The organism is Bartonella sp. AP7XZML, assembly GCF_042195745.1.
In the GTDB taxonomy this organism is placed as follows: domain Bacteria; phylum Pseudomonadota; class Alphaproteobacteria; order Rhizobiales; family Rhizobiaceae; genus Bartonella.
The window spans coordinates 20485-37515 of sequence record NZ_JBHIOT010000005.1; the positions used below are offsets into that span (position 1 = coordinate 20485).

A 17031-nucleotide genomic window follows, 5' to 3' on the forward strand; every position below is an offset into this window, starting at 1 on the left:
CAAAGATTTTAGAGCGATGCCGTAAAAAATAGCGGTATCGAAGGGGGAGGGTTTTGCCTTGATTTATTGGTTTTTGAAGTGCGCAAACTAAGGGTTTTGCCATGAGTGTTTCTGCGCGTTGTAATGATGTTGAACTCTGTTGGAGGAGGTTCTTATGAAAAAAAAATATTCCACACCAAATTTAATTAAAGTTGTCTCTCTTAGTACGGTAATGGCGACACTCTTATCGAGTGTTTCTCCCGTTTTTGCGGCGAACCTTGCGATAATAGGACAAACTAATCAGAGTTCGAATGCTCCCCAAGTGATGTATCCGTATGGGAGTCATGGGAGTGTTGTTTTTGCTGGTGATGATAATTATTGTGGTGCAGACAACGTTGTTGGTCGTGGCGGCAAACAACAACAAGGAATTGCTGATAGTCAACGAATAACCGCAGAGCAACAATATAATAGATTTATTACTAATCAAGAGTTTAACGGTCGTCGTCCTTATGGTACGACCACTGAACAGGTTATTTGGACGGGTGATGGATACACGGCTAGGGTTGATGGTAAAGTTTTGGGTGGTTATATGGGGACATTTTCCACCAGTGGTTTTGCTAGCGCTATGCCTGAGGCTTATGGTGTTTATTCTTTTGCTACGGGGTGTGGGTCTGCAGCGACGGGTAATTATTCAACCGTATTTGGTGCAGGCGCGACAGCAAAGGCAGGGGGTGCACAAGCTTTTGGTGTTTCCGCACTTGCAAGTGGTATAGCAAGTGTTGCTATGGGTGTAGGCTCAGAAGCATCGGGCAAATCTGCTGTTTCTTTTGGTGGTCTCGCAACCGCTTCTGGTAAAAATAGCATTTCTATAGGTGAGAGTTCCAAAGCTACGCAGGACGATGCGATTGCGGTTGGTTCAAATGCAGAAGGGAACGGTATAAATAGTGTTGCTATTGGTAAGTTTGCATCTGCATCTGGTTACGATAGTATTGCATTAGGATTAAAGACCAAAGCAACTGACGAGTACGCGGTTGCTATAGGCACGAAGGCTGAAGCTCAAGCTCTTGGTTCTATTGCAATAGGTGGTGGAGAACCTGCAGACAACGGGGAAGAAAGAAAAGTAATAGCTAAAGGTAAAAATTCGATTGCCATAGGTTCCCATACTTATGCTGAGACGGCTCATTCAGTTGCAATTGGTATAAACGCACAAGTACGTGTTATTGATGGTGTTGCTGTGGGGGGAGGATCTGTCTCTCGTGTTGAGAGTGGTGTTTTTGGTTATGATCCTGTAACAAATACTACAACAACAAAGAGTGATCTTGCATGGAAAAGCACTGCAGGTGATTTTAGTGTTGGTAATACTAACCAGAATTTAACGCGACAGATTACAAATGTTGCAGCAGGGACTAAAGACACTGATGCAGTGAATGTTGCACAGTTGAAAGCTATGAGAGATTTGGCATCAGGAGTTTGGAAACTTTCTGCTAACGATACCGATCCTACAGACGTGAATCCAGGTAGTACAATAGATTTTTCAGTGAAAGATACAAAAGTAGGAAAAGATAACTTAAAGATTGAAAGAAACACTGTAGATAATAAGCATAAAATTGAATTTACTTTGAGTGATACTCTTAAATTGACAAAAGTCACTACAGGACAAAGCTCTATGAGTGATGATGGCTTTATTATTGAAAATGGGCCAAAAATGATTCTAGATGGTATTGATGCTGGCGATAAACAGATTACAAATGTGGCAGATGGTAAAGAAGACACCGATGCTGTAAATTATAAACAGCTGAAAGAGGTAAAAACAGTTGTAGAAAAAGGCTGGAAGCTTTCTGTTGATGGTAACAATGCTACAGATGTTGGAGCAGGTAGTACAGTAGATCTCGTCACAGGTGCTGATGATAACAATAACAAAAACATCAAAATTGTTAAAAGTAATGGAAATAAAGTTACATTTACTTTGAATAGTAACCTTAGTTTGACAAGTGTCACTGCAGGTAACAGCATTATGAATGGTGATGGCTTTAAGTTTGTTAATGGGGGGCCAAGCATAACCGTGAATGGTATTGATGCTGGAAATCAAAAGATTATAAACGTAGCAGAGGGAACTCAAGATACCGATGCAGTGAATTATAAACAACTGAAAGAGATAAAAGAAGCTGCTACAACGCATTGGCAACTTTCTGTTAATGGTGGAAATGGTGTATCTATTGGACAAAATGATACAGTAAATTTACAATCAGCTGGTAAGGAAGGTAGTCAGAATATCAAGATTGTAGGAGATAATAACCGCAATGTTACGTTTGATTTAGCTGATGATATTAATGTAATGACTGTCACAGCAGGAGACAGCATTATGGATGCTGCTGGCTTTAGATTTGACGGTGATGAGGGGCCGAGCATAACTGTTAAAGGCATTCATGCTGGTAATAAAACGATCAAAGGAGTAGCAGATGGGGAAGACGATACTGATGCTGTAAATTTTTCACAGTTGCAAGATGTAAAAGCAATTGCAGAAAAAGGCTGGAAGCTTTCTGTTGATGGGAACGATGCTACAGATGTTAAAGCTGGGAGTACAGTGAATTTTGTTGCAGTTAAGCAGAAAGACGATGATGATAATGAGAGTGAGAACACAAATATAAAAATTGTCAAAAACGAGGACAATCAAGTATCCTTTGATTTAAGTGAATATATTAAAGTTGGTCGTGTAGAAACAGGGGATAGCAGAATGAGTAATGCCGGTTTCATGATCAAGGATGGTCCAAACATGACCAAGGGTGGCATTAATGCTGCAAAGACACAAATTAAAGGAGTCGCAGATGGTAGCGATGAGCATGATGCTGTTAATCTTTCACAATTATATAAAATGAAGTTTGAGATAGAAGATAATAGTCTTGTTAAATGGAGTAAAAGTAAAAATTTAATTACCATTGGTGCTGAAAAAGAAGGTATTGAAATCAAAGTCGCGAACTCTGAAGGTAGGGGTCGAATTATTTCTGGCGTTGCAGTTGGAAAAGTCAGTTTCGATTCAACAGAAGCAATAAATGGCCATCAGCTTTTCAATTATGCTGATAATATATCAAAATATTTTGGTGGTGAGACAGATGTGATTGATGGTTTCAAGCCAACTTTTACTGTTCAGGATAAAGAACACCATAATGTAACGGATGCTTTTAAAGATGTCGATAATTCTATAACAGATATTTATACACAGATTAACAATGTAACAGAAAATAGTCTTGTTAAATGGGACGAAGGGCAGAAGCTCATTACAATTGGTGCGCAAAAAGATGGTACCAAAATCAATGTTGCCAATTCTAATAGTGAAAATCGAGTTATCTCTGGTATTGCGGATGGAAACCTCGGAAAGGCTTCGAAAGAAGCTATAAATGGTAGCCAGATTAATACAATTTCTGGAGATGTTGCAAAATTCTTTGGTGGGGAAGCAGCATTTCAGGATGGTGCTTTTGTAGGTCCACAATATAACGTATCTACAGTTTCTACAGATGGTGAAGTAGTTCAGTATATAGCTGAAAATGTTGGTGATGCTTTAACAAAGCTTGATGCGAATGTTAAAAATGTGAATAGTCGTATAAAATATGTAGATAATAAATTTGATAAATTCTCTCAAGATGCTTTATTATGGGATGATGGTAAACAAGCATTTGCTGCACGTCATGAAAAAGATGGACGTAAAACAGATAGTAAGATTACCCACCTTTTAAATGGTGATATTTCTGAAGATTCAACAGATGCGGTAAATGGTAGCCAGATTAATAAAATATCTAAAGATATTGCAAAATATTTTGGTGGTGGTACAGAATTTAATAACGGAGTTTTTTCAGGTCCACAATATAACTTATCTACAGTTTCTACAGATGGTAAAGTAGAACAGAAAACCTTTGAAGATGTTGGCTCGGCTTTGACAGGGCTCGATGCAAATATCAAAAATGTGAATAAACATATACGACATGTAACTAATGAGTTTGATAAATTTTCTCAAGATGCTTTACTGTGGAGTGAAAAGGATCAAGCATTTGTTGCGCGTCATGGAACAGATGGACAAAAAACAAATAGCAAGCTAACGTATCTTTTAGATGGCAATGTTTCAGAAGATTCAACAGATGCAATAAATGGTTCCCAACTTTATGCGATGGGTGATCAGATTGCGAATTATTTTGGCGGTGGTGCTCGCTATGAGAATGGAGAGTGGAGCGATCCTACTTTCAAAGTTTCTCAGCGTAATGAGGATGGCACTATTGTTGAGAAAACGCATCATAATGTCGCTGATGCTTTTGAGGGTGTCGATAATTCTATCACAGATATTTATAATCAGATTAACAATGTAACAGAAAACAGCCTTGTAAAGCAGGAGGGAGAAGATGGTCTTATTACTGTGGGTAAAGCAACCGGTGGTACTGAAATCAGCCTTGTAAATAAAGATAAGCAAGAAAGAACACTTTCCGGTGTAAAAGATGGAGAACTTTCTCAAACATCAACGCAAGCAGTAAATGGTTCACAGCTTTTTGCTACGAATGAGAAGGTTACAACTGTTACTGATAATCTTAAAAAAGTTGCTGAAAATACATCGAAATATTTTGGGGGTAGTACAGATGTACTTGAAGGTATAAAACCAGCTTTCCTTATTGATGGAACGGCATATGATAATGTTACAGATGCGTTTACGGGTGTGAATATTTCTATCCATAAGATTGATGATAAGATTTCTGATGTGATAAAAAATAGTCTTGTTAAGCAAGATGGAGGTGCATCAGGTGTTATTACTATTGGTAAGGATACCGCTGGTACTGAGATCAATATTGCAGGTGTTGGTGGTTCAGGACGTAAAATTTCTGGCGTGCGGGAGGCAGAAAATGGTGATGAAGCTGTTAACAAAGACCAACTTGATAAAAGCATAGATAAGATTTCTAAAGATATTGAGACAGTCACTGCTGCTGCGGTTCTCTATGATAAGAATGACGATAATAGTGTTAATTATGGTAGTGTAACTTTGGGTGGCGATAATAGCGATGGGCCAGTTGCTCTTCATAACGTCAAAAATGGTAGCATTTCTGAAAATTCCAACGATGCAATTAATGGTAGTCAGATTAATAAAATATCAGCAGATATTGCAAAGTTTTTTGGTGGTGGAGCAAAGTTCATTAACGGTGCTTTTGAAGGGCTGAAATATACTTTATCCGCTATTGTAGGTGGTGAAGTAGGGAAGGCTAATTTTTACAATGTTGGTGATGCTTTAACAGGTCTTGATAAAAATGTTCAAGATGTGAATCAACGCTTAACGAATGTATCCAATGAGTTTAACCAGAAAATTGAAGATTTCTCTAAAGATGCTTTACTGTGGGATGATGATGAAGGTGCATTCGTTGCACGTCATGAAAAAGATGGAAAGAAGACAAACAGCAAATTGAAGTATCTTTTGGATGGTGAGATTGCGGATGGTTCAACAGATGCTATTACGGGTAACCAGCTTTATTTCATGAGCAACCAGCTTGCTAATTATTTCGGTGGCGGTGCCAAATATGAGAATGGCAAATGGACAGATCCTACTTTTAAGATTGTTCAAGTCAATGCTGATGGTACGACTGTTGAGACAGAGCACCATAATGTTGCTGATGCTTTTGGTGACGTCAATAAAAATATGTCAAATATTAATAACCGTATTGATGATGTCATCAACAAGGTCGATTCAGATGCTTTAAAGTGGAATGATAAAGAAAAAGCCTATGATGCTGGTCGCGATGGAAAGCCGAATAAAATTATCAATGTAGCTGATGGTAAAGTTGAAAAAGGTTCGAAAGATGCGGTTAATGGTGGTCAACTTTGGGAAACCAATGAACGTATCACTGGTGTTGAAAAAGATGTTAAGCATCTTACCAACAGAGTTGATAACATTTCCAATACGATTGCTGATATTGGTGATACAGTTATCAATATTGATGCCAAAGTTGATAACATCAATAATAGAGTTGACGACATTGAAGAGGGTGCTGTTCGTTATGATAGAGATGAAAACGGCAAAAAAACCAATAAAATCACATTAGCGGGGGGGGATGCCAGTGAACCTGTTCTGATTGATAATGTAGCTGATGGTAAAATTGAAAAAGGTTCGAAAGAGGCTGTAAATGGTGGTCAACTCCATGACTATACCCAAGAACAGATGAAAATTATTCTTGATCAATCCAAGCAGTATACAGACCAACGGGTTAATAATATTGTGATTGATGCGATTGATGATGCTGTTGATCGGGCTAAGCAATATACAGATATGAAGTTTGATGTCTTAAACTATAGTATTGAGAGTGTGAAAAAAGAGGCAAGACAAGCAGCAGCTATTGGTCTTGCGGTGTCTAACTTACGCTACAATGATACACCTGGAAAATTAAGCGTTGGATTTGGTACTGGTTTATGGCGTAGTCAGTCTGCATTTGCCTTTGGTGCAGGTTACACCTCAGAAAATGGAAAATACCGCTCTAACATATCCGCAACAACTTCTGGAGGTCACTGGGGTGTAGGTGCGGGATTCAATATGACATTGAATTGATAATAAACAAAATACATAAAAATCCCTTTTCACCCCTGTCTCATGAGGCAGGGGTGAATTGTTGTTACGTATGTAAAAATACATATATACAAATTGATAAGCGCTAACGATAAATACAGGTTTAAAAAACAGAAAGACCGGACGCTTTCAACAAAATGAACTTCTTATTTCAAAATAAGATAGTGAGTTTTTTCATAAATTATAAGTTTATTATTTTCTTCTTTAATTTTTAAATCTGAAAAATCTGTAGCACTCTACAGATAAAAAACCTTTTGCTCTCTACAAATCTATTAAAAAGCTTTTAAGACAAAAATATACATTCAAATGTATTTCAACTTTACTGGAAGAAGTTATAAAACAATACGCTAAATTAACTCTACCCCTTGCAAAAAACAACCAATAAGTTTAAAGGTAAAAAAACCAATCACCACAAAAAAATTTACTTTCTTAGGAAATGTAAAAGAGTAAAACGCATTAACCATAAAACCTAAAACACAACTTCTCTATCTTTTCAGTCAGGTACTAAATTTTTGAATACGTTTAGAAAAACCAATTTTAAAAGACCTAATAGCGTTTAAATGTGTCTTTTTTGTGTTTATAGTTATTTCTTTCATTGGGGAGTTCATTATGAAAAAATTATATACAAAATTAGCAGGGAGCAATTTAAAGTTTTCTCGTTTTCCTTTTATTAAAGTCCTATCCTTAACTTCAATAGCGGCACTTTTAGCCAGTATTTCCCCTGTTTTTTCGAATGATTTGGATTCTTCTAGTTCATCACAGGAAAATTATTTAACAGCGCTGAATGTTGCTTTGACATCCAAGGTAAGTGCTGCTGATGACTATGAAAATTTTTTAACCAAAACTCTTACTGGTGTAAGTGATTATAGTCCTATAGTGAATGTTTTGGCAGAAGCCAGCGATTCGATACGTTCAATTGATATGAATGCTGGAAGTAAAAAAATAACAAGAGCAGCTTTAACTCCAGGAGTTGTAAAGGGAGATCAGATAACTAGCAATCAGGATTTGGGTAATCCTCTTATTTATGGTGAACGAGCTCAGGGAGAAGCGCATGATGCTATTGTTTTCGGGCAGGTAGCGCAGACGAGGGCTGACCAAGGGATTGCTATCGGCTTAACTGCTTTAGCTGGTAGTAGTAGAAATACTAAAAATAGCATTGCAATCGGCTCTTCTCTAACCGATAGTTCTGATGAAAAAGAGAGAACAGTTTCATTTGGTGATTATAGTAAGGGTATAACCAGACAAATTACAGGCGTAGCAGCTGGTTCTAATGTTACCGATGCAGTGAACCTTAGACAGTTGCAGGACTTAGAACAAGTTGTAAGACAAAACGGTTGGAAATTCTCTGTTGGAGATAAAAATGCTACCACTGTTCTTATGGATAGCGCGGTAGATTTTTCCGCAGGAAGTAGCAACCTAAATATTACAAAGGGCGAAGATAACAATAAAGTAAAATTTGATCTGGCTCAAGACATTATGTTAACAAGCTTAAAAGCAGGTACAAATACCTTCGATGCCACGGGCTTAGTAATTACTGATGGTCCGAAAATAACCACCGGTGGTATTGATGCTGGAAATAAAAAGGTAATGGGTGTTACATCTGGTGATCTTAGTGCAGATTCACAAGAGGCGGTAAATGGTAGTCAGTTGAATGTTGTAGCTACCCATATAGCTGGATATTTAGGCGGTGGTGTTAAATTTACGAATGGTCAATGGGATAATCCAGAGTTCAAAATTAAAACTTTAAATCCTGAGACGAATGAGATTGAAGAAGAAAGTTTTCCAAATGTAGCCAAAGCCTTTGAGGGTGTGGGTAAGTCTTATGTAAATCTTCACAATGAGATTAAAAAAGCTGCCGATGATAGTGTCTTTAAATGGCATGCCGAAACGGAGAGCATTACAATTGCTGCCAGTGAGGGAAAAGGTGGGCAAGAAAGTATTGCTATAGGTAAGCTTTCAAGTGCAACTGCTAACAATGGTATTGCATTAGGTGGTTCTGCAAATGTATCTGGTGAAAATAGTATTGCATTAGGTGGTTTTGCAAATGCATCTGGTGAAAATAGTATTGCATTAGGTGGACTTTCAGCTGCAACAGCTAAAAATAGTATGGCATTAGGTTCAAATGTACAAGTACTTCCTGAGGGTGGTGTTGCTGTGGGTTATAAATCTGTTTCTCGTAACTCAGTGTCCGCAGTTGGCTATGATCCTTCCATAGGGAGCCAGTCAACGGATGATGGTGTGATATGGAAGAGCACTCAAGGAGCTTTTAGTGTTGGTGATACTCCGAATAAGATAACACGACAGCTTACAGGTGTGGCAGCGGGTTATGCAGACACTGATGCCGTCAACATTGCACAGCTGAAAAAATTAAGAGAATTTGTAGCACAAGGGTGGACACTTTCTCTTAATGATAAGGCTGTTTCAAACTTTCAGCCGGGTGATATATTAAATTTGGTTTCTGGAAGCAAAAACTTTGAGATTAAAAATAGTGATACAACAGACAATAAAGACAAAAAAATAACATTTGATTTGGCACAAGATGTCACATTGAACAGTGTAAAATTAAAAGACATCACTTTAGATAAAACGGGCTTAACTATTGAAAATGGTCCCAAAGTAATAGCGGATGGTATTGATGCTGCAGGTAAAAAAATAACAGGTCTTGCGGGTGGAGATCTTAGCACAAATTCGACAGATGCCGTTAATGGTGGCCAGCTTCATACAATCACTGGGGATTTATCAAAAATTTTAGGTGGAGATGTATCCTTTGATGGAAAAAACTTTAAAGTACCAGAGTATAAATTATCGAATATTGATGAAAAAGGTGTTGTAACAGATAAACCGCATACCGATGTTGGTTCTGCCTTTAAGGGACTTGATGACAATATCAAGAATGTGAATGCTCGCATTAAGAAAATCTCAGAAGGAGTTGCACAAGATTCTTTATCTTGGAGCGATGCTGACAAAGCTTTTGTCGCTCAGCATGGGGAAGGTGATGACAGAAAGGCAAGTAAAATCACATCGCTTGCTGTAGGAGATATTACGAAAGAATCGATGGATGCCGTAAATGGTTCTCAACTTTATTCACTGGGCGATAAGGTTGCAAAATATTTTTCTGATGATGCTGAATATAAGGATGGGGAATTGAAAGTTCCTGATTTTAAGCTAAAAATTATCAATGATGATGGCACTGAAGCTGAATCAAGCTATAAGAATGTATCAGATGCATTTTCAGGTGTGGGTAAACTTTTCACAAAGGTTCAAACTGCGATCAGCGATGTAATCAGTAATCTTCTTGTTACGAAAAATGAAGGTATTATCAACATTGGTAAAGGAGTAGAAGGTAGTGAAATCAATATCGCAAACAAGAGTGGTAAGGATCGAACTCTTTCTGGTGTAAAGGCAGCAGAAAAAGCCAATGAAGCTGTGAACAAAGAACAATTTGATAAAGGTTTGAAGGATCTTTCTGATACCCTTCTGTCGGATAGTTCTTCTGTTGTTCTTTACGATAAAACAACAGATAATCAAACTGATTATACAAATGTAACTTTTGGGAAAGGGAAGGATGCTACACCTGTTGCGCTCCATAATGTAGCCGCCGGATCGATTGCGGAAAACTCAACGGATGTTATCAATGGAGGACAGGTTCACATTCTTTCAATGGATATAGCAAAATTGTTGGGTGGAGATGCTGAATTTAAGGATGGTGCTTTTAAAGGGCCAACTTATAATTTATCCAGTATTGATAAAGGTGGTGAAGTAACAGATAAACCGCATACCGATGTTGGTTCTGCCTTTAAAGGGCTTGATGAGAATATCAAGAATGTGAACGCTCGCATTAAGGAGGTCTCAGAGGGAGTTGCACAAGATTCTTTATCTTGGAGCGATGGTGACAAAGCTTTTGTCGCTCTGCATGGGGAAGGTGAAGACAGAAAAGCAAGCAAGATCACATCACTTGCGGCTGGCTCTATAGTATCAGGCTCGAGTGATGCGGTTAATGGTGGACAGATTTATGATCTGAATCAGTCGCTAGCAAAGTATTTTGGTGGTGATGCTAAGTATGATGGTGATGGCTGGGTCCTTCCAGGTTTCAAGATAATGACTTTCCAAGAAGATGGAAGCTTTGTAGAGGAGGATTATGATAGCATTGCAGCCGCGTTTGCCGGTGTAAATAAGGTTTTCAAGAATCTTCATAATGAGATTTCAGACAACATTGAGCAAAATGCGTTGTTGTGGAGTGATGATGCAGGTGCGTTTGTAGCACAGCATGAGGAAGAAGGTAAAAAGGAAAACAGCAAGATCACGTTCCTTGCGAAAGGAAAGATATCAGAAGATTCGACTGATGCGATTAATGGTGGTCAGATTTATACTCTTCAACAGACATTTTCCTCATATTTTGGTGGAGGAGCTGGTTATGATAAGGAAGGAAACTGGCGAGGACCAAAATTCACCGTTCAGGTCTTTAATAAGGATGGTACGAAAGGTGATAAAGAGGAGCGTAATAATGTCTCTGAAGCATTTGATGTTGTTAATGACAGCATGAGCACTATCAACGATCGTATAAAAGAAGTTGAAAAAGGTACCTCTTCGAATAGTCTGAATTGGAATGAAGAAAAAGGAAGCTATGATGCATCTCATGTTGATGCTCAGGGTGTTAAGAGTCCAAGTAAGATTATCAATGTAGAGGATGGCAAGGTAGACAGAGATTCAAAAGAAGCTGTGAATGGAGGACAGCTTTGGGAAACTCAGCAAATGATTACAGATCAGGTCAAGGATATTGAAAATAAAGTTACGGAGGGATCTGTACAATACGATAAAGATAAAAAAACGGGCAAAAAGACCAATAAAGTTACATTAGTTGGTGGAGATGACAGTTCTCCAGTATTAATAGCCAATGTAGCCGATGGAAAGATTGAAAAGGATTCGAAAGAAGCGGTTAATGGTGGTCAATTAAAAGATAAGATGGATTTTGTGCTTGAAAATGCCAATAAGTATACGGATGAGCAAGTTTCTCATCTTGTAAAAGATGGAGTTAGTGAGGCTAATTCGTATACGGATATGAAGTTTTCGACATTAAGTTATGCTGTTGAGGATGTTCGAAAAGAGGCAAGACAAGCAGCAGCTGTTGGTTTAGCGGTAGCTGGTTTACGCTATAGTGATATTCCTGGAAAATTAACAATCGCATTTGGTAGTGGTTTATGGCGTAGTCAATCTGCTTTTGCTTTTGGTGCAGGTTATACTTCAGAGAACGGTGATATTGGTTCCAACTTGTCAATTACCACTTCTGGAGGTCACTGGGGTATAAGTACAGGGGTTAATGTGATACTCAACTAATAAACGACTAAATCGATAAAATTGATTTGCCTTTTTCTTATTTAAGAAAAGGGCAAATTTTTTACTTTCTTCCAGAGCTCTCTAAAGCTATTCTAAATGTATAAAACTCCCGTAATTATATAAAATCCGGATATAAAAAGCCTCTGACAACTTTGTTGAGAATAAAGACCTTAGTGGTAAAGATTCAAAAAATTGATTGCTATTATTTTGATTTGTTAAAATGCTTCACGCAATGTCAATACGAATATACCCTTTATTAAAAGGAGACAGTTTTAGCTTTTATTTTCGTATAGTTTTAAACGTATGCTTTATAATGCAACGATCTACAGATATGCAACGTACTCCAAACACAAGTATTGCTTTAGGGTAGTGGAGCGCAAACGGAAAAAGAATGGAGCGTTTCTGTAGGTAATATGGCTTACGCTTTAGAGAAAAGCAGTATCGCAATAGGTAGTGAATATAATAAGAAGAGCGAATACGGGGAAAATGATTATACTCTTTCGAAGAGTGATTATTCAACAGTAGTGGGAGCTGTTTCTAAAGTTTTAGAATATGGTTCGATTTCACTTGGTTACTCCGTGCATATACATTTGCTCAAGAAGCTATTTCTATGGGCTTCTATTCAAAAGCAAAAGGGGTTGGAAGTATCGCTTTAGGTTCTTATTCTAAAGTGACGGTTGATGGGGGGCTATTGGGAACAACTCTGTGTCCGGTAGGGCTGATGGCGTTTTTGGGTATACGTCTCTTCTGAAAGGACCGGCTAAAAACACTGAATCTCAATGGAAAAGTACGAAATTTGCAGTAAGTATTGGTGTTCCTAGTAAAAACATAACGCGACAAATTATAGGTGTAGCAGCTGGTAGCAAACCTGCCGATGCAGTGAACCTTAGACAGTTGCAGGATTTAGAAGAAGTCGTAAGAAAAAAAGGTTGGAAACTGTCTATTTCTGGTGAGGCAGCTAAAGATATGGGTGCTAGATAGTACAATAAATTTTTCATCTGGAGGAAGTAACTTCAGGGTTAAAAGAGATAAGGATGATGAAAATAAGCTCATATTTGGTTTGGCTAATGATATAGCATTGAAAAGCATAACATTAGGAGAGAAAAGAAAAGTCGATGCAACAGGCTTAGTAATTACTGATGTCCCGCAAATAACCACCGGTAATATTAATGCGGCAAGTAAAAAAGTAACAAATGTTGCAGAAGGAACTAGCAATACTGATGCAGTGAATTTTTCACAACTGAAGGGAATAAAAGAACAAGGAGCAGTGAGTATTTTTGTAAAATAGGATACAGCAACGAGACACATTACCATTAGTAAGGATATAGATGGGGCATTTTAGTAAAAAGCTTTCATAAATCCTCTAATGAAATAAAAAATCTTATTCACGAAAAATAAACTGATGCCTAAGCGGATGATCAATAGGCACAAAAATTATACCTCTTTCAAAGAGATCAAAGCTAAAAACGACACACAACCCTTGATAGAAAAACAAAATCCATTCTAATATTAAGTATTTTTTTACCTTCCTCAAATTGACTTTCACGAACCTACCCCTAATTACCCTCTAAAGGCGTTGCAGAAACAACAGCTTACGTCTTAATTTTATTTATGTCCTAAAACACGCTGTAAAAGCAGGAACACGCAAGGGAAATAGGAAAGCTTTAGAGCTCTAGATCATACCTTTTTTGTGCTTTTAATCTATTATTATGAAGGGGGTATTATGAAAAAATTATATACTACACAAAATCTGCGTGATTTGAGTTTTTCTCGCTCACATCGTCGATCATCATTGTTTAAAGTAGCTTCGTTGGGAACTGCGGTTGCCTTGTTTTTATCGAATGCTGCTCCTGTTTTTCAGCAAATCTCGATTTAACAAAAGCATCTCTTGAAAATGTGAAGAATGCTGCCGTGGTTTATCCGCAAAGCATTATTTCTGCGTATGATTACTATGATGGTGATAAGGAAAATTATTTAACAGCATTGAATGTAGCAATGATGCCAAAAGTTAACGCTTCTGATAACTATGTAAATTTTTTAACCAAAACCCTTTCTGGTATAAGTAATGATGATCCTATTGTGAATGTTTTGAGGGCAGATGGCAAAAACTCATCGGAAAGAACATTAGATGCAGGCTGGCAATATAAAAAATCGATCATCAGTGTACAGAATGGTGAGAATACAGCGATTATTGATGCATTGAATCCTTTGCGCAATGACTCTATGACTAGAATGCAGCGCGATACCGGACAGCAACGTGACGTAGAGGGTACTAATGTCATATTTGGTAATGATATAACAAAGGCTGAAAAACTCCATGGAAATAGTGATATTGTTGCTCTTAGTGCCAAGATAATAGTAAACGCTCCAGATTCGGTTGCTGTTGGTTACGGTGCGCAGGTGGATAATAGCTTTACTGTTGCTGTAGGTCATTTGGCGTACGCTGTAGGTAAAAAAAGTATCGCAATAGGTGGTGAAGGTAGAAGTGGTAGTAAGCCGATTCCTATTGAGGGCCGTACAATAGCGACGGGCGAAGAATCAATTGCCATTGGACATCGTGCTAAGGCGGACAGTGAGGAATCTATAGCTTTTGGTGCTTATTCAAAAACGACGGTAAATTTAGGTGTTGCTCTTGGGAGCGAGTCTGTGGCTGATGTTGCTGCTGGCGCTATCGGGTATAATTCTTTAACTAAAGGCCCTTCAGATTCTGACGACATGATATGGGCGAGTACGCTAGGTGCAGTGAGTGTTGGTGATGCTAAATCAAAAAAAACGCGCCAGATTGTAGGAGTGGCAGCTGGTAGTGGCGACACTGATGCCGTTAATGTTGCACAGTTAAAATCATTACAAAAATACGTAGACCAAGGTTGGACACTATCTGTTGGAGGTAAAAATGCTAAAGCTGTTGGTGTACAAGATACTGTAGATTTGTCGGCTGCAAGTGACAACCTTAAGATTACAAAAGGTGAGGAAAACAATAATGTAACATTTGATCTAGCTAATAATATTACAGTGGAACGAGTTACCGCTGGGAGAAGCTCTATCAGTGATGATGGCATTTTGTTTGCTGATGGGGCTAAAATAACTGTGGATGGTATTGATGCTGGCAATAAGCAGATTACAGGAGTGGCAGCTGGGGAAGAACCTGATGATGCAGTGAATTTTGCGCAGTTGGAGCAGGTTAATCGGGATGTTGCAAGTGTAAGTCAAAATACATCACAATATTTTGGTGGTGGTGCAGATGTATCTAATGGTAAAGCACCAACTTACACAATTCAGGGTAATTCTCATAATGATGTTGGTTCTGCTTTTAATGCTGTTGATACTTCTATCACGAATATCCAAAATCAGATTGCGAATGCGACAAAAAATAGCCTTGTTAAGCAGGAAGGAGATGCAGGTACTATTACCATTGGTGTGACAACAGGGGGTACAGAAATTAATGTTGCAAACAAATCTGGTGAAGCTCGTACAATTTCTGGTGTAAAAGCTGCAGAGCGAAATGATGAAGCTGTTAACAAAGCCCAGCTTGATAAAAGTATAGAGAAGATTTCTAATGATATTAATCTTACAAGTGCTGCTGTAGTTCTTTATGATAAAGAAAACGGTACCGTTAATTATGGTAGCGTAACTTTAGGTGGGATGGATAACCAAGTCCCTGTTGCTCTACATAATGTTAAAGATGGGAAAATTGCTGAAGATTCGCATGATGCGATCAATGGGAACCAAATTAATAAAATATCTGGAGATATAGCAAATTATTTTGGTGGTGGTGCCTCGTTCGAAAATGGTGCTTTTAAAGGACCAAACTATAGTTTATCTGTTATTGTTGAAGATGGTCAGGTGGCAAAAGCCAAGTATCATGATGTTGGCTCAGCTTTGAGTGGTCTCGATGCAAATGTGAAGAGTGTGAATAGTCATCTCACGAATGTGGTCAATAATTTTACACAACAAATCAATGATATTACACAAGAAGTCAAAGGGGACGCCTTGTTGTGGAACGGTGATGAGCAGGCATTTGTAGCACAGCATGGAGCAGACAAAGAAAATAGCAAAATTAAGTTTCTTGCCAATGGAGATATTTCTGCTAATTCAACCGATGCTATAAATGGTTCGCAACTTTATTTGATGAGTAATCAGCTTGCTGCATATTTTGGTGGTGGCGCTGGCTATAATAATGGAGAATGGACTGCTCCTACTTTCAAGATAGCACAATTCAAGGCTGACGGGAGCTCTGGTGAAAAGAAGGCTTATCATAACGTTGCCAGTGCTTTTGACGGCGTAAGTGAGAGTATGTCTAAGATAAACGACCGTATTCAAAGTGTTGAAAACAATGTCTCGTCCAATGGTTTAAATTGGAATGAGCAGAAAAAAGCTTATGACGCTAGCCATGATGGTCAACCAAGTAAGATTATCAATGTAGCAGATGGTAAAATTGCAGAAGGTTCAAAAGATGCAGTCAATGGTGGACAGCTGTGGGAAACCAACGAACGTATCACTGGCGTTGAAAAAGATATTAAGCATATTGAAAACAGAGTCGACAATATTTCCACTACGGTTACGAATATTGGTGAAACGGTTTTCAATATTGAAGACAGAGTTGATAATATTGAGAACACGGTTAATAATCTTTCTGATGGTGCAGTTAACTATGATAAAGATGCTGATGGTAAAAAAACCAATAAGATCACTCTAAAAGGTGGCAACGAAAGTGAACCTGTTATGATTGATAATGTTGCCAATGGTCGCATTGAACAAGGTTCGAAAGAAGCTGTGAATGGTGGTCAACTGCATGATTACACTCAGCAACAGATGAAAATTGTTCTCGATGATGCAAAAAAATATACGGATAGTCGGGTGGATAATATTGTTATTAATGCCATTGATGATGCTGTTGATCGGTCTGACCGATATACAGATATGAAGTTTAATATTTTAAGTTATGACATTAAGAGCGTACGGAAAGAGGCAAGGCAAGCAGCCGCCGTTGGTCTAGCAGTATCCAACCTACGTTATTTTGACGAGCCGGGATCTTTGAGTGTCTCATTTGGTAGCGGCGCATGGCGTGGACAATCCGCATTTGCTCTTGGTGCTGGTTATACATCTGAAAACGGAAAAATCCGCTCTAATCT

General features: G+C 38.2%; 7 protein-coding genes. All 7 read left to right on the forward strand.

From position 1 onward, the window contains the following. Positions 1–154 precede the first annotated feature (154 nt). Entirely contained in the window at positions 155–6547 is a 6393-nt protein-coding gene (locus ACFILT_RS00620; RefSeq protein WP_375679418.1) for a Vomp family autotransporter, read from the forward strand. Positions 6548–7174: 627 nt separating this feature from the next. After that, positions 7175–11899 (forward strand): YadA-like family protein, encoded by a 4725-nt coding sequence (locus ACFILT_RS00625; RefSeq protein ID WP_375678324.1) that lies wholly within the window; start codon positions 7175–7177, stop codon positions 11897–11899. 413 nt (positions 11900–12312) lie between these two features. Next, on the forward strand, positions 12313–12555 hold the full coding sequence (locus ACFILT_RS00630; protein ID WP_375679419.1) for a hypothetical protein: 243 nt from the start codon (positions 12313–12315) through the stop codon (positions 12553–12555). A gap of 49 nt (positions 12556–12604) precedes the next feature. Further along, positions 12605–12880, forward strand: coding sequence for a hypothetical protein (locus tag ACFILT_RS00635; RefSeq protein ID WP_375611460.1), 276 nt, complete (start codon positions 12605–12607; stop codon positions 12878–12880). Then, on the forward strand, positions 12870–13187 hold the full coding sequence (locus tag ACFILT_RS00640) for a hypothetical protein (RefSeq protein ID WP_375678326.1): 318 nt from the start codon (positions 12870–12872) through the stop codon (positions 13185–13187). Before ACFILT_RS00635 ends, ACFILT_RS00640 begins: the two co-directional genes overlap by 11 nt. A gap of 435 nt (positions 13188–13622) precedes the next feature. Beyond that, complete coding sequence (locus ACFILT_RS00645; protein WP_375679420.1) at positions 13623–13775, forward strand: hypothetical protein; 153 nt, start codon at positions 13623–13625, stop codon at positions 13773–13775. Positions 13776–13810: 35 nt separating this feature from the next. After that, on the forward strand, positions 13811–17031 hold a 3221-nt coding region (locus tag ACFILT_RS00650; RefSeq protein WP_375679421.1), incomplete at its 3' end, for a Vomp family autotransporter.

Coding starts and splice junctions, on each gene's coding strand:
- ACFILT_RS00620 (WP_375679418.1), top strand. CDS start 155: ATGAAAAAAAAATATTCCACACCAAATTTAATTAAAGTTGTCTCTCTT.
- ACFILT_RS00625 (WP_375678324.1), top strand. CDS start 7,175: ATGAAAAAATTATATACAAAATTAGCAGGGAGCAATTTAAAGTTTTCT.
- ACFILT_RS00630 (WP_375679419.1), top strand. CDS start 12,313: ATGGCTTACGCTTTAGAGAAAAGCAGTATCGCAATAGGTAGTGAATAT.
- ACFILT_RS00645 (WP_375679420.1), top strand. CDS start 13,623: ATGAAAAAATTATATACTACACAAAATCTGCGTGATTTGAGTTTTTCT.